This window comes from Streptomyces sp. NPDC000151 (assembly GCF_040301705.1).
Classification (GTDB): domain Bacteria; phylum Actinomycetota; class Actinomycetes; order Streptomycetales; family Streptomycetaceae; genus Streptomyces.
Genome location: NZ_JBEPFC010000081.1, coordinates 1 through 16,685, shown reverse-complemented (window position 1 = coordinate 16,685; position 16,685 = coordinate 1). Strand labels below are relative to the sequence as shown.

Genomic DNA, 16,685 nt, shown 5'->3' with positions numbered 1-16,685 from the left:
GTGGGGCCGCGCGCCCGGGTCGGCTGACCGGCACCGGCGCAGTGCCGTCCGCCCACCCACGCCCGGTAGGAGGGTGCGACACCACTGTGGAAAGAGGAATCGACAGGACGGCCGTACACCGGAATCCACGCCCCCGTTCTACGTGCGATGGACCCGGTCTAGGAGGTCATTTGCCCGCGGGCCCGGTCGTGCCGGCCCCGCACACAACGGGGACCGTGACGGCATATATGCGTCAAGGTCCCGGGTTGTACGACGGACGTTCCAGCCACTGTACGACGCGCGTAGCTGAGGTTGGGCTGAGTGAGACAACGGTCACACCCGGCGTGGGGAACCGCGCGGTGCGCCCACCGCCGTCGCCCGGGACCCCCGGAGGGGCATCGTGGCCGTGACCTGTCGGACTACCATCGGGCCATGACCCGTGTACTGCTCGCCGAGGATGACGCGTCCATCTCGGAGCCGCTCGCTCGCGCACTCCGCCGTGAGGGTTACGAAGTCGAGGTGCGTGAGGACGGCCCCACGGCGCTCGACGCCGGTCTGCAGGGCAACATCGACCTGCTCGTGCTCGACCTGGGCCTGCCCGGCATGGACGGCCTGGAGGTCGCCCGCCGGCTGCGCAACGAAGGCCACTCCTTCCCGATCCTGGTCCTCACGGCCCGCGCCGACGAGGTGGACACCGTGGTCGGCCTGGACGCCGGCGCCGACGACTACGTCACCAAGCCCTTCCGGCTGGCGGAACTGCTCGCGCGGGTCCGGGCCCTGCTCCGCCGCGGCACCACCGCCGAGCCCCAGCAGCCGCCGGCCACCCACGGCGTCCGGATCGACGTCGAATCGCACCGCGCGTGGATGGGGGAGGAGGAACTCCAGCTCACGGCCAAGGAGTTCGACCTGCTGCGGGTGCTGGTCCGGGACGCCGGCCGGGTGGTGACCCGCGATCAGCTGATGCGCGAGGTCTGGGACACCACGTGGTGGTCCTCGACGAAGACGCTCGACATGCACATCTCCTGGCTGCGGAAGAAGCTGGGCGACGACGCGGCCAATCCGCGGTACATCGCCACCGTGCGCGGAGTGGGCTTCCGCTTCGAGAAGAGCTGAAGCTCCCCTCCCCCAGGACCACCACCCCCGCCCGGGAGGGCACCGTGCGCCGCCGTCTGATCAACTCCACGCTCGCCGTGGTGCTCGTCGTGATCGCCGTCTTCGGCGTCTCGCTCGTCATCGTGGAGACCCGCACCATCCAGACGGGGGCCCAGGAGAGCGTGGGGGCGGAGGCCGTGCGCCTGGTGGGCATGGTCGAGAGCCGGCTGAGCGGCGGCGAGAAGATCACCGCCGAGGTGCTGGCCGAGCAGATCACCACCGACCGGTACGCGCTGATCCAGGTGCCGGGCCACGCCCCCGTACAGATCGGCAGCCGGCCCTCCGGCGACGTCATCGCCTCCACCGTCCACGGCGAGCAGGGCGAGACCGTCACCGTGCAGGAGCCCCGCTCCGCGGTCAGCGCGGAGATCGGCCGCACGCTGTTGATCATCCTGGCGGTCGCGGCGCTGGCCATCCTCGCGGCCGTGATCCTCGCGATCCGGCAGGCCCGCCGGCTGACCGCCCCGCTCATCGACCTCGCCGAGACCGCCGAACGCCTCGGCTCCGGCGACCCCCGGCCCCGGCACCGCCGCTACGGCGTGCACGAGCTGGACCGGGTCGCGGACGTGCTGGACGCCTCCGCCGAGCGGATCGGGCGGATGCTCACCGCCGAGCGCCGGCTCGCCGCCGACGCGTCCCACCAGCTCCGTACGCCGCTGACCGCGCTCTCCATGCGGCTGGAGGAGATCACGCTCACCGACGACCCGGAGACGGTGAAGGAGGAGGCGACGATCGCGCTGGGGCAGGTGGACCGGCTCAGCGACGTCGTCCAGCGGCTGCTGACGAACTCCCGCGACCCGCGCTCCGGCTCCGCCGTCGCCTTCGACCTGGACGAGGTCGTCAAGCAGCAGATCGAGGAGTGGCGCCCGGCGTACCGCAGCGCGGGCCGGGCCATCGTCCGCTCGGGGAAGAAGAACCTGCGGGCGGTCGGGACGCCGGGCGCGGTCGCCCAGGTCCTCGCGACCTTGATCGAGAACTCGCTGATGCACGGCGATGGCACCGTGGCGCTGCGTACGCGCGTCACCGGCAACCAGGCCGTCGTCGAGGTCACCGACGCGGGCCCCGGCGTACCGCCCGATCTGGGTTCCCGGGTCTTCGAGCGGACGGTGAGCGGCCGGAACTCCACGGGCCTGGGGCTCGCGGTGGCCCGCGACCTGGCGGAGGCGGACGGCGGCCGGCTGGAGCTGCTCCAGCAGGAGCCGCCGGTCTTCGCGCTCTTCCTCAGCCGGGAGTCGGAGCAGTACCGGCCGGCCGACGAGGACGAGCCCGATCCGGAGGCCGGCCCGCGCTGAGCCTTACCGGCGGCCGGCGGACTCTACCGGCGGCCGGCGGTCTCGGGGGCCTTCGCCGTCTCCTCGGCCGGCAGCGCCCGGAAGACCCAGGAGCGGTAGGACCAGAAGCGGAAGAGCGTGGCGATGCCGATGCCGAGGAACTTGAAGACGTTGTTCTGCAGCGGGGTGTTCCAGCCGCACCAGTACGTCGCGGCGTAGAGGGTGCCGTTCTCGATCACCAGGCCGACCGCGCTGAAGAAGACGAAGAGCGCCAGCTCCTTGGTGCGGCTGCTTTTGTCGCGGTCCCGGTAGGTGAAGTAGCGGAAGCCGACGTAGTTGAAGAGGATCGCGACGACCGTCGCGACGATCCCGGCCCGCACCACGGGCAGCTCCGTGGTGTGCCGCACGAGGTTGAAGACCACGAGGTTGACCAGCACACCGGCTCCGCCCACCGCGCCGAACTTCACGATCTCGCGGCCCAGCAGCTCCAGCCGCGAACGCAGCGGGCTCGGTCCAGACATATTGGTGGTTCAGCTCCCCGTGAGGCGTCGTGTCCGGCGGGCCGTGGTCGGCGGCCGGCCGTGCACTCATGCTAACCAGCGCGTCGGCGGGCCGCCCGTGCCCCGGCTGTTCCGCCGGGAGGAGGCGCGTCAGCCGGTCACGGTGATGCGGAAGGCGAGCCGCTCGCCGCCGCTGTCGGCGCGCTCGGTGCCGCACTGGAAGCAGCGCCGCAGCGCCAGCTCGGTCCGGCCCGCGCGGACGGCCCGGAACTCCAGGTAGCGGGTGCCGCCGGAGCCCGCGACCACCGGCTCGTCCGCCTCGTAGTGGCTGCCGGCCGGCTTGAGCACGTCCGGGTCCGGGGACGGGGCCGCGACGGTCCAGCGGTAGCCGGTGCTCGGGTTGTCGTCCAGCTCTATCGAGAAGCGCTCGCCGGGGGCGACGGAGATGACGGTGTCCTGCGGCCCGAACACCTGGGGACCGGCGGTGAGCAGGGATATGAGGGAGTACACGGTTACCAGCAGGGCCGCCACCGCGACCGCTATGCCGATCTTGCGGGACGGCGTCGATATGCCGTCGGTGGCGTCCATGCGTCCTCCCCCGGGTCCGCGCGTCCGGACGAGCCTATCGTCCGGTGGCGGCTCGCACAGAGGTGCGGAACGTCCGGATTCAGAGGATCGTCCAAGGGGTGGCCGGGAACGGTCGGTCGGAGCGGATACCCTGAAGGCGTGACGTTTCCGGTAGTCGGCATGGTCGGCGGCGGACAGCTCGCCCGTATGACCCACGAGGCAGGCATCCCCCTCGGCATCAGGTTCAAGCTCCTCAGTGACACCCCGCAGGACTCCGCGGCGCAGGTCGTCGGCGATGTCGTCGTCGGCGACTACCGCGACCTGGACACCCTGCGGGAGTTCGCGCGCGGCTGTGACGTGATCACTTTCGATCATGAGCACGTCCCCACCGAGCATCTACGGGCCCTGGAGGCGGACGGCATCCCCGTACGCCCCGGTCCGGACGCGCTGGTGCACGCCCAGGACAAGGGCGTGATGCGGGCGAAACTGACCGAGATCGGCGCCCCCTGCCCGCGCCATCGCATCGTTGAGGACCCGAGCGACGTCGAACGTTTCGCCGCTGAGGTTGGGGGCACCTCCCGCTCGAGCGGAGCCGAGAGTGGGGGAGGGTTTCCGGTCATCCTGAAGACGGTCCGCGGCGGTTACGACGGCAAGGGCGTGTGGTTCGTACGATCCGCCAAGGACGCCGAGGAGCCGTTCCGCGCCGGCGTGCCCGTCCTCGCCGAGGAGAAGGTCGACTTCACCCGCGAGCTGGCCGCCAACATCGTCCGCTCCCCGCACGGCCAGGCCGTCGCGTACCCGGTCGTGGAGTCCATCCAGGTCGACGGCGTCTGCGACACGGTCATCGCGCCCGCCCCCGGCCTCTCCGAGGAGCTGTCGGCGCAGGCCCAGGAGCTGGCCCTGCGCATCGCCAAGGAACTGGACGTCACGGGGCACCTCGCGGTCGAGCTGTTCGAGGCTGTCGATTCCGAGGGAAACCACCGCATCCTCGTCAACGAACTGGCGATGCGCCCGCACAACTCCGGGCACTGGACCCAGGACGGCGCGATCACCTCGCAGTTCGCCAACCACGTCCGTGCGGTACTGGACCTCCCGCTGGGCGACCCGCGCCCGCGCGCCGAGTGGACCGTCATGGCCAACGTGCTCGGCGGCGACTACCCGGACATGTACAGCGCGTACCTGCACTGCATGGCCCGGGACCCGCAGCTGAAGATCCACATGTACGGCAAGGACGTGAAGCCCGGCCGTAAGGTCGGGCACGTCAACACCTACGGCGACGACCTGGCCGACGTGCGTGAGCGCGCCGCGCACGCCGCCGGCTACCTGCGAGGAACGATCACCGAATGACTTCCAGCTCCCCTGTTGTCGGCATCGTCATGGGCTCCGACTCCGACTGGCCCGTCATGGAGGCCGCGGCGCAGGCCCTCGACGAGTTCGAGATCCCCTACGAGGTCGACGTCGTCTCCGCGCACCGCATGCCGCGCGAGATGGTCGCGTACGGCGAGGAGGCCGCGGGCCGCGGTCTGAAGGCGATCATCGCGGGTGCCGGGGGAGCGGCCCATCTGCCCGGCATGCTGGCCTCGGTCACGCCGCTGCCGGTCATCGGCGTGCCCGTACCGCTGAAGTACCTCGACGGCATGGACTCGCTGCTGTCCATCGTGCAGATGCCGGCCGGCGTGCCGGTCGCCACCGTCTCGGTCGGCGGCGCCCGCAACGCCGGTCTGCTCGCCGCCCGGATGCTCGCCGCGCACGACGCCGACCTGCAGGAGCGGATGCGCGAGTTCCAGCGGGAGCTGAACGAGCAGGCCACCGAGAAGGGCAAGCGGCTGCGGAACAAGGTCGGGGGCAACGAGGGCTTCGGCTTCGGGAGCGGCAAGTGAGCGAGGCGGCCCGCGACCTGCTCGCCCGCTGGCCCGTCGTCGACGGCCACAACGACCTGCCCTGGGCGCTGCGCGAGCAGGTCCGCTACGACCTCGGCCGGCGCGACATCGCCACCGACCAGTCGGCGCACCTGCACACCGACATCCCGCGGCTGCGCGCCGGCGGCGTCGGCGCGCAGTTCTGGTCGGTGTACGTACGCTCCGACTACGACGGCGACCGGGCGGTCAGCGCCACCCTGGAGCAGGTCGACTGCGTGGCGCAGCTGATCGACCGGTACCCCGGCGACCTGCGGCGCGCGCTCACCGCCGACGACATGGAGGCGGCCCGCGCCGAGGGGCGGATCGCGTCCCTGATGGGTGCCGAGGGCGGCCACTCGATCCACTGCTCGCTGGCCACCCTGCGCGCCCTGTACGCGCTCGGCGTCCGGTACATGACGCTCACGCACAACGACAACATCGCGTGGGCGGACTCGGCGACCGACGAACCGCGCGCGAACGGCCTCACCGCCTTCGGCGAGGAGGTCGTGCGCGAGATGAACCGGCTCGGCATGTTGGTCGACCTCAGCCACGTCTCCGCCGACACGATGCGGGACGCGCTGCGGGTCACCGAGGCGCCGGTGGTCTTCTCGCACTCCTCCGCGCGCGCCGTCTGCGACCACCCGCGCAACATCCCCGACGACGTGCTCGCGCAGCTGCCCGCCAACGGCGGCGTCGCGATGGCCACCTTCGTACCGAAGTTCGTGCTGCCCGAGGCCGGGGAGTGGACGAAGCGCGCCGACGAGAACATGCGCGCGCACGGCCTGCACCACCTCGACACCACCGAGGCCGGCATGAAGGTGCAGCGCGCCTTCGAGGCGGCCAACCCCCGCCCGGTGGCCACCGCCGCCACCGTCGCCGATCACCTCGACCACATGCGCGAGGTCGCCGGCGTCGACCACATCGGGGTCGGCGGCGACTACGACGGCACGGCCTTCACTCCGGACGGCCTCACCGACGTCGCGGGCTATCCGAATCTGATCGCGGAGCTGCTGGACCGCAAGTGGTCCGAGGCCGACCTCGCCAAGCTCACCTGGCAGAACGCGGTCCGCACGCTGCGCGACGCGGAGACCGCCGCGCGCGGCATCCAGGAGCGCCGCGGCCCGTCGAACGCGACGATCGGTCAGCTGGACGGCTGACGGCGGACATCCGCACCGTACGGCCGGTTCCGGCCGGCCGTACGGCTGCCGGAGTCCGGTGCGTACAAGGGCGCGTGGCCATGCGTGTGACGCCGATGCCCCGTACGCACCATCCACCGCGAAGAAGTGGATCTCCCGTGTCACCGTGGCCCTACTGCCACCGATCCAGGAGCTCCGACCATGGCCGACCTCGCCCCCGATCTGGAAGCCGCAGACCTCACCGGTGCCGCCGGGGATCTCGGCGCCGCCGAGGACGCCCACTCCCCGTACGGATCACTCGGGCGCCCCGCCGACCCGCCGCTGCGCCGCGACCCGCTCTCCCGCGCGCACGCGCTGCTCGCCGCGCACCCCGTCTTCGACGGCCACAACGCCCTGCCCTGGGCGCTGCGGCTGCACCACGGCGACGACCTGACGCCGGGTCACTACTACGACCTCGACTACGGCGAACCCGCCGTCAGCACCGACATCCCCCGGCTGCAGCAGGGCCGCGTCGGCGCGCAGTTCTGGTCCGTGCAGGTGCCCACCGCGCTCAGCGGCGACCACGCCATCAGCGCCACCCTCGAACAGATCGACTTCGTGTACCAGCTGGTGCGCGCCTACCCCGAAGCGCTGCGCCTGGCGATGTCCGCCGACGACGTCACCGAGTGCCGCAACCGGGGCCGCATCGCCTGTCTGCTCGGCTCGGCCGGCGGCCAGATCATCGACAGCTCGCTCGGCGCGCTGCGCGCCCTGCACACCCTGGGCGTGCGCTCGATGCTGCTCACGCCGGACCGCAACACCCCCTGGGCGGACGCGGCGGCCGACACCCCGTGCGCGGGCGGCCTCACCGCCTTCGGCGAGGAGGTGGTCCGGGAGATGAACCGCCTCGGGATGCTCATCGACCTCTCGTACGCCTCGGTCGACGCGATGCGCCACACGCTGGCCATCACCAAGGCGCCGGTCTTCCTGAACCGGACGGCCGCCCGGAACCTCACCAATCACCGGCACAACGTGCCCGACGACGTGCTCGCGCAGCTGCCCCGCAACGGCGGGATCTGCATGGTCACCTTCGCCCCGCAGCGGGTCACCGGGCCGGTGGGCGTGGCGACCGTGGAGGACGTCGCCGACCACCTCGACCACGTACGGAACGTGGCGGGCGCGGCGCACGTCGGCCTGGGCGCCGGCTTCGACACCGACCCGGCCGAGGGACGGCCGCAGGGCCTGGAGGACGTCTCCGGCTACCCGCGGCTGATCGCCGAACTGATCAGCCGCGGCTGGTCCTTCGCCGACCTGGCCGGGCTGACCTGGGGCAATGCCCTGCGCGCGATGCGCGGCGCGGAGTTCGCCGCGCGCGAGGCCCGGCACCGCCGCGGGCCGTCGACGGCGACCATCGACCGGCTGGACCGGGCGGACCGGCGGGACCGGATGACCCGGCTGCACTGGGCCTGGACCTGAAAGCGGGGCGGGCGGGTGACCCCCGCCCGCCCCGCCAGGGTGGCTGTGCTCAGTGCAGGCACAGACAGAACGGGTGCCCCGCCGGGTCGAGGTAGACGCGGAAGTCGCGCTTGCCCTCGTCGTGCTGGACCAGCTTCGCGCCGAGCTCCAGCGCCTCGCGCTCCGCCTCCTCGATCTGCGCCCGCGGCACCCGGAAGTCCAGGTGCAGCTGCTGGGAGCGCTCACCGCTGGGCCAGTCCGGCGGCACCAGGTCGGGTGCCTTCTGGAAGGCGAGCATCCGCCCCTGCGGCCCGGCCACCTCGATCCAGTCGCCCTCGAGCTCGCCGACCTGCCAGCCGAGCAGGCCGGCGTAGAACTCGGCGAGGGCCTTCGGGTCGGGAGCGTCGAGCACGACGACGCCGTACTGAGCGATGGCCATGGTGTTACCTCCTGCGACGGTTTAGCGGTAACTTCGTTACTGCATGATGGCCCTCAGCCGGTAACGTGGCAAGGGTGGCCGACCGTAGCGCGCCGCCTTCCCTGGCCCTGGTCCAGGACCTGGCGAACACCCTGGACATCGAGAGCGGGCAGGACGCGCTGGCCGCGCCCGGCGGACTCGCCGCGTTCCTGCGCGAGCACGGGTTGCCGCCGGCTCCCGCCGGGAAACGTGAAGTGGCCGCCGTCCAGCGGCTGCGCGAAGCCCTGCGTGCCGCCTGCCTCGCCCACACGGGGCACGACCTGCCCGAGGAGACCGCACGCGAGCTGGGCGCGCTGCTCGCCGCGGCGCCGCTGACGCTCACCGTGGACGGACGAGGCGAGGCCGCACTGGGTCCGGCGCCCGGGCTCACCGGCGTCGCCGCGCTGACCGCCCGGATCGCCGCGGGCATCGCCACCGCGGCCGCCGACGGCAGCTGGCGCCGCCTCAAGGCCTGCGAGGCGCACGACTGCGAGTGGGTCTACTACGACCGCAGCCCGGCCGGCCGCAGCCGCTGGTGCTCCATGGCGCTCTGCGGCAGCCGGGCCAAGATGCGTACGTACAGGGCCCGGAAGGCCCAGAGTTAGGCGCGCGGCCGCCCCAGCGCCCGGTACGTCCAGCCCGCCTTGCGCCACAGCTCCGGGTCCAGCGCGTTGCGGCCGTCCAGGATGCGGCGGTGGGCCGCGACCTCGCCCAGCGTCGCCGGGTCCAGCTCGCGGAACTCCCGCCACTCGGTCAGGTGCAGCACGACGTCGGCGCCGCGCGCGGCGTCCATGGCGGTCGGCGCGTACCCCAGCGTCGGGAAGACCCGGCGGGCGTTCTCCATGCCCTTGGGGTCGTACACGGTCACCTGGCCGCCCTGGAGGTGGATCTGGCCCGCGACGTTCAGCGCGGGGGAGTCCCGCACGTCGTCGGAGTCCGGCTTGAAGGTCGCGCCCAGCACGGCGACCCGCTTGCCGAGGAAGCCGCCGCCGACCGCCTCGCGCGCCAGCTCCACCATGTGGCCGCGGCGGCGCATGTTGATCGAGTCGATCTCGCGCAGGAAGGTCAGCGCCTGGTCGGCGCCCAGCTCGCCGGCGCGGGCCATGAAGGCACGCAGGTCCTTCGGCAGGCAGCCGCCGCCGAAGCCGACCCCGGCGCGCAGGAACTTCTTGCCGATCCGCTCGTCGTGGCCGATCGCCTCGGCCAGCTTCAGCACGTCGCCGTCGGCCGCCTCGCAGATCTCGGCCATCGCGTTGATGAAGGAGATCTTGGTCGCGAGGAAGGAGTTCGCGGCGGTCTTGACCAGCTCGGCGGTCGGGTAGTCCATCACGACCCACGGCGAGCCCTCGGCCAGCGGTGTGGCGTACACCTCGCGCAGCAGCGACTCGGCGCGCTCGCTGGCCACGCCGACCACGAGCCGGTCGGGGTGCAGGGTGTCCTGGACCGCGAAGCCCTCGCGCAGGAACTCCGGGTTCCAGGCCAGCTCCGCCTCCTCGCCGGCCGGCGCCAGCTCGGCCAGCCGCTTGGCGAGCCGCGCCGCGCTGCCCACCGGCACGGTGGACTTGCCGACGACCAGCGTGGGCCGCGTCAGGTGCGGCGCGAGCGACTCGAAGGCGCTGTCGACGTAGGACATGTCACAGGCGTACTCGCCGTGCTTCTGCGGGGTGTTCACGCACACGAAGTGCACGTCGCCGAAGGCGCCGGCCTCTTCCCATGACGTGGTGAACCGCAGCCGTCCGCTGGACCCGGGGAGGCCGGCGACGTGCTTGCGCAGCAGCTCCTCCAGGCCCGGCTCGTACAGCGGCACCTCGCCGCGGCCGAGCATCTCGATCTTCTCGGGCACGACGTCGAGCCCCAGCACCTCGAAGCCGAGCTCGGCCATGGCGGCGGCGTGCGTGGCGCCGAGGTAGCCGGTGCCGATCACGGTGATCTTGAGGGGCATGGACGCTCCAGGTGCGAACGAAGTCTGCTGCGGGGCCGAGCATAGCTGGGACACGGGGTGCGGCGATTCGGCCGTTGTCGGCAACCTCACGTACCCCACAAGGCGCTCCGCCTCTAGAATCCAGGGAAACGCGACAGGTTACTTAACGGTAGTTAGCACTCAGGGGAGATGAGAGACCTTGGCGGGAAACGCCGATTTCGATCTGTACCGGCCGGCTGAGGAGCACGACATGCTCCGTGAGTCGGTGCGCGCGCTCGCCGAGGCGAAGATCGCACCGGTCGCCACCGCGGTGGACGAGGAGGCCCGCTTCCCGCAGGAGGCGCTGGACGCCCTGGTCGCCAACGACCTGCACGCCGTGCATGTACCGGAGTCCTACGGCGGCGCCGGCGCCGACGCGCTGGCGACCGTGATCGTCATCGAGGAGGTGGCCCGCGTCTGCGCCTCGTCCTCCCTGATCCCCGCCGTGAACAAGCTCGGCTCGCTGCCGGTGATCCTCTCCGGCTCCGAGGAGCTGAAGAAGAAGTACCTCGGCCCGCTGGCATCGGGCGACGCGATGTTCTCGTACTGCCTGAGCGAGCCGGACGCGGGCTCGGACGCGGCGGGTATGAAGACCAAGGCCGTGCGTGACGGCGACCACTACGTCCTCAACGGTGTGAAGCGCTGGATCACCAACGCGGGCGTCTCCGAGTACTACACCGTCATGGCGGTCACCGACCCGGAGAAGCGCTCCAAGGGCATCTCCGCCTTCGTGGTGGAGAAGGGCGATGAGGGCGTCTCCTTCGGCGCTCCGGAGAAGAAGCTGGGCATCAAGGGCTCGCCGACCCGCGAGGTCTACCTCGACAACGTGCGCATCCCCGCCGACCGCATGATCGGCGCGGAGGGCACCGGCTTCGCCACCGCGATGAAGACGCTGGACCACACCCGCATCACCATCGCGGCCCAGGCGCTGGGCATCGCCCAGGGCGCGCTGGACTACGCCAAGGGCTACGTCCAGGAGCGCAAGCAGTTCGGCAAGCCGATCGGCGACTTCCAGGGCGTGCAGTTCATGCTCGCCGACATGGCCATGAAGCTGGAGGCGGCCCGCCAGCTCACCTACGCGGCCGCTGCCAAGTCCGAGCGGATCTCCGCCGGCGGCAAGGCCGAGGACCTCACCTTCTTCGGCGCCGCCGCCAAGTGCTACGCCTCCGACGCGGCCATGGAGATCACGACCGACGCCGTCCAGCTGCTCGGCGGTTACGGCTACACCCGTGACTACCCGCTGGAGCGCATGATGCGCGACGCGAAGATCACCCAGATCTACGAGGGCACTAACCAGGTCCAGCGCATCGTCATGGCCCGCAACCTGCCGTAACGGCGTCGTACAGGGCACACGAGAAGGCCCCGGCTCCTCGAGGGGAGCCGGGGCCTTCTCATGGTCCGGAGCGGGTCACTGGTCCGCGGTGACCGTGACCGGGTCGTCGTTCTTCAGCTCGCCGACCAGCTGCTTGACCTTCGGCATGTCCCACTGGAGGTTGCCGCCGACGCTGCCGGAGACCGGCATGTTCATGGACTTTCCGTCGCCGCCCTTGCTGGTGACGTTCTTCAGCGCGAAGAACATCTTGCCGAGCGAGTAGGGGCCCATGTCCTTGTCGACGACCAGGGTGTCCAGGCCCGCGCCCATGGCCGGGTAGAGCGCGAAGGGGTTCAGGAGCGTGCCCGGCGAGGCCACCTGGTGGGCCAGCGTCGAGAGGAACTTCTGCTGGTTCTTCGTGCGGTCCAGGTCGCTGCCGGCGAAGGCGTGCCGGGTACGGACGTACGCCAGGGCCTGCTGGCCGTTCAGCGTCTGCTCGCCGGCCTTGAAGTCGGCGCCGGACCACTTGTCCTTGAAGCCCTTGTCGAGCTTCATGTCGACGCCGCCGATGGCGTCCACGATGTTCGCGAAGCCGGCGAAGCCGATCTCGGCGTAGTGGTCGATGTGCAGCCCGGTGTTGTACTCCACGGTGCGCACCAGCAGCTGGGGGCCGTCGATGGAGTACGCGGCGTTGAGCTTGTTGGCGCCCATCGCGGCCTGCATCTTGCCGGACTCGGAACCGCGGAACTGCGGGATCGTGATGTTGGAGTCGCGCGGCAGCGAGATCAGCGTCGGGCCGTTGGAGCCCGTGTGCAGGATCATCATCGAGTCGGTGCGCTTGCCGTCGGCGGAGCCCGTGTGCAGGTCCTTCTTCTGCTGCGCGGACATCCCCTCGCGGCTGTCGGAGCCGACGATCAGGTAGTTGGTGCCGTCGCCCTCCTCGGGGCGGTCGATCACCTTGCTGAGGTCGACCTCCTTGCGCATCTTGGAGTCGGCCCAGAAGTACGTGCCGACCGAGGCGACCAGCAGCACGACGATCACGGTGATCAGGGTGCGCTTGATGCGGCGGCCCCAGTTGGGGCGGGGGCGGTAGCCGTCGTCGCCGTAACCGCCGCCGCCACCGTGGCCGCCGCCGTAGACCTGGCCGGTGTTGTAGCCGTCGTCGTAGTGACCGCCGCCGTGGCCGCCGTCGTGGCCCGGCTGCGGCGGGACGCCCTGGCGGCGCGGCGACATGCCGGGCGGCAGCGGCGGCTCGCCGTAACCGCCGGTGGGCTGCCGGCGCACCTGTCGCATGGCGCGCGCGCCCTCCGGACGGTCGCTGCTGCTGCCGCGTCCGTACCGGTTCCTGTCGTCGTCACGGGGGAGCCCGTCGCGCCACTCGTTCATGGAGCAAAGTGTGCCTGCCGGTACACCCCGCCATACAGGGCGGGGACGGGATCGGACCGCGGCTGTTGCAGAGCTGATGCAAAGTGACGCGGCATAAAGGGGAGGGCGCGACGATTGGGCCGCGCGGGACGGGAAGCGACGATTCGGGACGGGCGGGGCGCATGTTTGCCCGCGATTGCACCTGTAATGGGGCGAAAGGGGAGCAAAGCGGACCGGTCGGTGAGGTCCGTGACCGTCTCGGGCAGAAGGTGTCCGGTGGGGTGCATAGGGTGGACGTATGAGCGACCTCGTCACCGACGGCTCGGAGGGTAGCCTCCCGGGCAAGCCCACCTCCGTCTCGCGCACGACACTCAGCCACATCATGGACGCGAGCCACACCAATCTGCTCGGCACCGTCCACGGCGGCGTGATCATGAAGCTGGTGGATGACGCGGCGGGCGCGGTGGCCGGCCGGCACTCCGGCGGCCCCGCCGTCACGGCCTCCATGGACGAGATGGTGTTCCTGGAGCCGGTCAGGGTCGGTGACCTTGTGCATGTGAAGGCTCAGGTGAACTGGACCGGGCGGTCCTCCATGGAGGTCGGTGTACGGGTACTGGCCGAGCGCTGGAACGAGTCCACGCCCGCCCAGCAGGTCGGCTCCGCGTACCTGGTCTTCGCCGCCGTCGACGGGGACGGCAAGCCGCGCCGGGTACCGCCGGTGATCCCCGAGACCGAGCGCGACAAGCGGCGCTATCAGGAGGCGCAGATCCGTCGCACGCACCGGCTCGCCCGGCGCCGCGCCATCATGGAGCTGCGGCAGCGCCGCGCCGCCGACGGCGTCGACGAGGGCTGAACCGCAGGCCCGAGGGCTGCCTGCCCTGAGCGCTGCCCGTCCTGAGGGCTACCGGCACTCCTCCTCGTCCCCCGTGACCGGCTGCGCATCGGCGGAGCCGGGTGCGGGGTCCTCGGCGCGCACCTTGTGGACGCCCTTGTGGTCGGGGCCGAGGGTGACCCGCAGGACCGGGCCCTGGCCCGGCACCGGGCGCAGTTTCGCGCCGGGCAGCGCGGCGGCCAGCGTCCGTACCGAACGGTTCCAGCGCGGGTCGTAGCTGATCACCGTGCGGTCGGCGGGTGCCGGGGCGTTGCGGGGCGTGCCGGTGGTCGCGAAGCCGGTCGCGCGCAGCGCCTTGTCGGCCCGCGCCGCGTGGCCGCGGGTGCGGGTGCCGTTGTCGACCTGGACCCGGATCTCGTCCGGCGGCACGTCCACCACGGTCGCGCGGTCCTTGTGCTTCTTGTGCACGGCCAGCGGGCGGTCGGCGCGGACGGCCGCGAAGAGCTTCTTCGCGCGCTCCTCGTCCCACTTCACCGTCGACCCGACGTTCGGCACGGAGTAGCTGATGTCGCTGATGGGGACGGAGGCGAACTCCGAGGAGGAGGGCTTGAAGCCGCGCAGCGCCTGCCCGAGCGCGACCATCTCGCGGGTCCCGAAGCCCGCGTCGGCGCGCAGCGAGTCCAGCAGGGTCGAGGTGATCCGCTTGAACGTCACCGGGTTCACCAGCGCGTCCGAGTCGGTGATCTTGTGCAGCAGGGCGACCAGGAAGCGCTGCTGGCGCTGCATGCGGCCCAGGTCGGAGCCGCCGTCGAGGTGCCGGGCGCGGACGTACTGGAGCGCCTGGCCGCCGTTCAGCTCGCTGGCCCCCTTGGGCAGGTCCAGCCCGGAGTAGCGGTCCTTCAGCGGCCGGGTGGTGCACACCCGCACGCCGCCGACCGCGTCCACGGTCTTCATGAAGCTGGTGAAGTCGACCTCCAGGTAGTGGTCGATGTGCACCCCGGTCATGTGTTCCACGGTGCGGACGGTGAGGTTGGGGCCGCCCTCCGCGTACGCCGCGTTCAGCTTGATCGGGTGGGCCGGCACCGTACGCCCGGTCTTCTCGTCCTTGCGCTCGGGCGCCTCGACGAAGGAGTCGCGGGGCAGGCTGATCACGCTCGCCCGGTCCCGGGCCGCCGAGAGGTGGACGAGCATGACCGTGTCGGTGCAGTGACAGGGCGCACCGCCGAGGTGGTACTTCTCCTTCTCCGCCGCCGACAGCCGGTCCCGGCCGTCGGTGCCCGCGACCAGGAAGTTCATCCCGTCCCCCGAGCCGGCCCGGGGCCGCTTGCCCATGTCCTTGAAGGCGTCCACCCGGGAGATGCCCTCGTTGACCCCGGCCACCATCGCGTGGCCGACGCCGCTCGCGGCCAGCAGGAGGACGGAGACGCCGGCGGTCGCCCGCACGATCCACCGCGTTCTCCGGCGCCGCCTGCCGGGTGCGGGGAGGGGGAGGGTGCGGGGCGGCTCGGGCATAGAGGGCACCTCCTCGTAGACACGGGGAAAAAATGACAGTACGTCCGTATGATCGGCTGACTGTCATCACACGCCGCACCGGTCCACCGCGCCACTCGGCTGCCGTCGGCCCCGTACGCCCGTTCGCGGTAACGTGAACACCGATGAACGCCACGCCGAGCCAGCACCCCGCAGTCTCCGTGATCATGCCGGTGCTCAATGAGGAACGTCATCTGCGCGACTCCGTGCGCCACATCCTGGAGCAGGAGTACGACGGCGAGATGGAGGTGGTGATCGCGCTCGGGCCGTCCACGGACCGCACCGACGAGATCGCCGCCGAGCTGGTACGGGAGGACCCGCGGGTCCACACCGTGCCCAACCCGACCGGGCGTACGCCCGCTGCGCTGAATGCCGCGATCAAGGCGTCCCGGCACCCCATCGTGGTGCGGGTGGACGGCCACGGCATGCTGTCGCGCAACTACATCGCGACCGCGGTCCGCCTCCTGGAGGAGACCGGCGCGCAGAACGTCGGCGGCATCATGAACGCCGAGGGCGAGAACGCCTGGGAGCAGGCCGTCGCCGCCGCCATGACCTCGAAGATCGGGGTGGGCAACGCGGCGTTCCACACCGGCGGACAGGCAGGCCCCGCCGAGACCGTCTTCCTGGGTGTCTTCCGGCGCGAGGCGCTGGAGCAGCAGGACGGGTACAACATCGAGTTCATCCGCGCGCAGGACTGGGAGCTGAACTTCCGCATCCGCGAGGCGGGCGGGCTGATCTGGTTCTCGCCCGAGCTGAAGGTGCAGTACCGGCCGCGGCCCAACGTCAAGGCGCTGGCCAAGCAGTACAAGGACTACGGCAAGTGGCGGCACGTCGTCGCGCGCTACCACTCAGGGTCGATCAATCTGCGCTACCTCGCGCCGCCGGCCGCGGTCTGCGCGATCGCCGCGGGCATCGTGGTCGGCGCGGCAGTGACGCCGTGGGGCTTCGTCGTCCCGGGCGCCTACCTCGCGGCCATCGCGGCGGGCTCCGTCCCGGCCGGCAAGGGGCTGCCCCTGAAGGCCCGCGCCCAGATCCCCGTCGCGCTGGCGACCATGCACATGTCGTGGGGCTGGGGCTTCCTCACCAGCCCGCGCGCGCTCGCCAGGAAGGTCATCGCCAGCCGCCGCCCGGCCGTGCTGACGGCCCCGGCGGAGACCGCCTAGCGGCCCCTGCGTACAGAGCGGCGGGGGGGTGCCCCCGGGGGGGGGGGGGGGGGGCGGGGGGCGGGGGGGGGGGGCCGGGGGTTTGGCGGGGGGGGGGGAGGGACGCCGGGTGTTGGGGGCCGGGGTGGG

The 16,685-nt window shown here is 71.6% G+C and carries 16 protein-coding genes; 10 read left to right on the top strand and 6 right to left on the bottom strand.

The window, feature by feature from the left end:
* The first annotated feature begins 411 nt into the window (after positions 1-411).
* Together ABT381_RS21995 and ABT381_RS21990 are read left to right on the top strand one after the other, a co-directional pair.
* Positions 412-1,092, top strand: a complete 681-nt coding sequence (locus ABT381_RS21995; RefSeq protein WP_030265943.1) for a response regulator transcription factor — start codon at positions 412-414, stop codon at positions 1,090-1,092.
* Between the two features lie 44 nt (positions 1,093-1,136).
* Positions 1,137-2,423, top strand: coding sequence for a sensor histidine kinase (locus ABT381_RS21990; protein WP_351596885.1), 1,287 nt, complete (start codon positions 1,137-1,139; stop codon positions 2,421-2,423).
* Positions 2,424-2,446: 23 nt separating this feature from the next.
* On the opposite strand, the gene ABT381_RS21985 is transcribed toward ABT381_RS21990, so the two are convergent.
* Both ABT381_RS21985 and ABT381_RS21980 read right to left on the bottom strand, forming a co-directional pair.
* Positions 2,447-2,923 (bottom strand): GtrA family protein, encoded by a 477-nt coding sequence (locus ABT381_RS21985; protein ID WP_351596882.1) that lies wholly within the window; start codon positions 2,921-2,923, stop codon positions 2,447-2,449.
* A 129-nt stretch (positions 2,924-3,052) separates the two neighbouring features.
* Positions 3,053-3,490, bottom strand: coding sequence for a protease inhibitor I42 family protein (locus tag ABT381_RS21980; RefSeq protein WP_351596879.1), 438 nt, complete (start codon positions 3,488-3,490; stop codon positions 3,053-3,055).
* 159 nt (positions 3,491-3,649) lie between these two features.
* Here ABT381_RS21980 and ABT381_RS21975 point away from each other — a divergent pair, with 159 nt between their 5' ends.
* The 4 genes from ABT381_RS21975 (at position 3,650) to ABT381_RS21960 (ending at position 7,958) form a co-directional block, all read left to right on the top strand.
* Entirely contained in the window at positions 3,650-4,816 is a 1,167-nt protein-coding gene (locus ABT381_RS21975; protein ID WP_467754819.1) for a 5-(carboxyamino)imidazole ribonucleotide synthase, read from the top strand.
* On the top strand, positions 4,813-5,349 hold the full coding sequence (gene purE, locus ABT381_RS21970) for a 5-(carboxyamino)imidazole ribonucleotide mutase (RefSeq protein ID WP_351596873.1): 537 nt from the start codon (positions 4,813-4,815) through the stop codon (positions 5,347-5,349). The genes ABT381_RS21975 and purE overlap by 4 nt, the downstream gene beginning before the upstream one ends.
* Positions 5,346-6,524 (top strand): dipeptidase, encoded by a 1,179-nt coding sequence (locus ABT381_RS21965; protein WP_351596870.1) that lies wholly within the window; start codon positions 5,346-5,348, stop codon positions 6,522-6,524. The genes purE and ABT381_RS21965 overlap by 4 nt, the downstream gene beginning before the upstream one ends.
* A gap of 180 nt (positions 6,525-6,704) precedes the next feature.
* Positions 6,705-7,958: a dipeptidase gene (locus tag ABT381_RS21960; RefSeq protein ID WP_467754817.1), complete on the top strand. Its 1,254-nt coding sequence runs from the start codon at positions 6,705-6,707 to the stop codon at positions 7,956-7,958.
* Between the two features lie 49 nt (positions 7,959-8,007).
* On the opposite strand, the gene ABT381_RS21955 is transcribed toward ABT381_RS21960, so the two are convergent.
* Positions 8,008-8,376, bottom strand: a complete 369-nt coding sequence (locus ABT381_RS21955) for a VOC family protein (protein WP_351596867.1) — start codon at positions 8,374-8,376, stop codon at positions 8,008-8,010.
* A gap of 74 nt (positions 8,377-8,450) precedes the next feature.
* Here ABT381_RS21955 and ABT381_RS21950 point away from each other — a divergent pair, with 74 nt between their 5' ends.
* Positions 8,451-8,999 carry a CGNR zinc finger domain-containing protein gene (locus ABT381_RS21950; protein ID WP_351596864.1) on the top strand — a complete coding sequence of 183 codons (549 nt, stop codon included), beginning with the start codon at positions 8,451-8,453 and terminating at the stop codon, positions 8,997-8,999.
* Here the strand turns inward: ABT381_RS21950 and ABT381_RS21945 are convergent.
* Positions 8,996-10,336 (bottom strand): UDP-glucose dehydrogenase family protein, encoded by a 1,341-nt coding sequence (locus ABT381_RS21945; RefSeq protein ID WP_351596861.1) that lies wholly within the window; start codon positions 10,334-10,336, stop codon positions 8,996-8,998. The two genes, ABT381_RS21950 and ABT381_RS21945, sit on opposite strands and share 4 nt — an antisense overlap.
* A gap of 178 nt (positions 10,337-10,514) precedes the next feature.
* Between ABT381_RS21945 and ABT381_RS21940 the strand changes: the two genes are divergently transcribed.
* Entirely contained in the window at positions 10,515-11,687 is a 1,173-nt protein-coding gene (locus tag ABT381_RS21940; RefSeq protein ID WP_351596858.1) for an acyl-CoA dehydrogenase family protein, read from the top strand.
* 75 nt (positions 11,688-11,762) lie between these two features.
* Here the strand turns inward: ABT381_RS21940 and ABT381_RS21935 are convergent, their stop codons facing one another.
* Positions 11,763-13,052 (bottom strand): LCP family protein, encoded by a 1,290-nt coding sequence (locus tag ABT381_RS21935; RefSeq protein WP_351596855.1) that lies wholly within the window; start codon positions 13,050-13,052, stop codon positions 11,763-11,765.
* A gap of 277 nt (positions 13,053-13,329) precedes the next feature.
* Between ABT381_RS21935 and ABT381_RS21930 the strand changes: the two genes are divergently transcribed.
* On the top strand, positions 13,330-13,884 hold the full coding sequence (locus tag ABT381_RS21930) for an acyl-CoA thioesterase (RefSeq protein WP_351596852.1): 555 nt from the start codon (positions 13,330-13,332) through the stop codon (positions 13,882-13,884).
* Positions 13,885-13,932: 48 nt separating this feature from the next.
* Here ABT381_RS21930 and ABT381_RS21925 read toward each other — a convergent pair whose 3' ends face one another.
* Positions 13,933-15,375, bottom strand: a complete 1,443-nt coding sequence (locus tag ABT381_RS21925; protein ID WP_351596849.1) for an LCP family protein — start codon at positions 15,373-15,375, stop codon at positions 13,933-13,935.
* 143 nt (positions 15,376-15,518) lie between these two features.
* On the opposite strand from ABT381_RS21925, the gene ABT381_RS21920 reads away from it, so the two are divergent.
* The gene (locus tag ABT381_RS21920; protein ID WP_351596846.1) at positions 15,519-16,556 is read left to right on the top strand and encodes a glycosyltransferase family 2 protein; all 1,038 of its coding nucleotides are present in this window, start codon (positions 15,519-15,521) and stop codon (positions 16,554-16,556) included.
* Positions 16,557-16,685 lie beyond the last annotated feature (129 nt).

Bases quoted from the DNA above. Each gene is read 5' to 3' on its own strand.
- ABT381_RS21985 (WP_351596882.1), bottom strand. From the start codon at position 2,923: ATGTCTGGACCGAGCCCGCTGCGTTCGCGGCTGGAGCTGCTGGGCCGC.
- ABT381_RS21975 (WP_467754819.1), top strand. From the start codon at position 3,650: ATGGTCGGCGGCGGACAGCTCGCCCGTATGACCCACGAGGCAGGCATC.
- purE (WP_351596873.1), top strand. From the start codon at position 4,813: ATGACTTCCAGCTCCCCTGTTGTCGGCATCGTCATGGGCTCCGACTCC.
- ABT381_RS21925 (WP_351596849.1), bottom strand. From the start codon at position 15,375: ATGCCCGAGCCGCCCCGCACCCTCCCCCTCCCCGCACCCGGCAGGCGG.
- ABT381_RS21945 (WP_351596861.1), bottom strand. From the start codon at position 10,336: ATGCCCCTCAAGATCACCGTGATCGGCACCGGCTACCTCGGCGCCACG.
- ABT381_RS21955 (WP_351596867.1), bottom strand. From the start codon at position 8,376: ATGGCCATCGCTCAGTACGGCGTCGTCGTGCTCGACGCTCCCGACCCG.
- ABT381_RS21980 (WP_351596879.1), bottom strand. From the start codon at position 3,490: ATGGACGCCACCGACGGCATATCGACGCCGTCCCGCAAGATCGGCATA.
- ABT381_RS21935 (WP_351596855.1), bottom strand. From the start codon at position 13,052: ATGAACGAGTGGCGCGACGGGCTCCCCCGTGACGACGACAGGAACCGG.
- ABT381_RS21930 (WP_351596852.1), top strand. From the start codon at position 13,330: ATGAGCGACCTCGTCACCGACGGCTCGGAGGGTAGCCTCCCGGGCAAG.
- ABT381_RS21995 (WP_030265943.1), top strand. From the start codon at position 412: ATGACCCGTGTACTGCTCGCCGAGGATGACGCGTCCATCTCGGAGCCG.
- ABT381_RS21960 (WP_467754817.1), top strand. From the start codon at position 6,705: ATGGCCGACCTCGCCCCCGATCTGGAAGCCGCAGACCTCACCGGTGCC.
- ABT381_RS21920 (WP_351596846.1), top strand. From the start codon at position 15,519: ATGAACGCCACGCCGAGCCAGCACCCCGCAGTCTCCGTGATCATGCCG.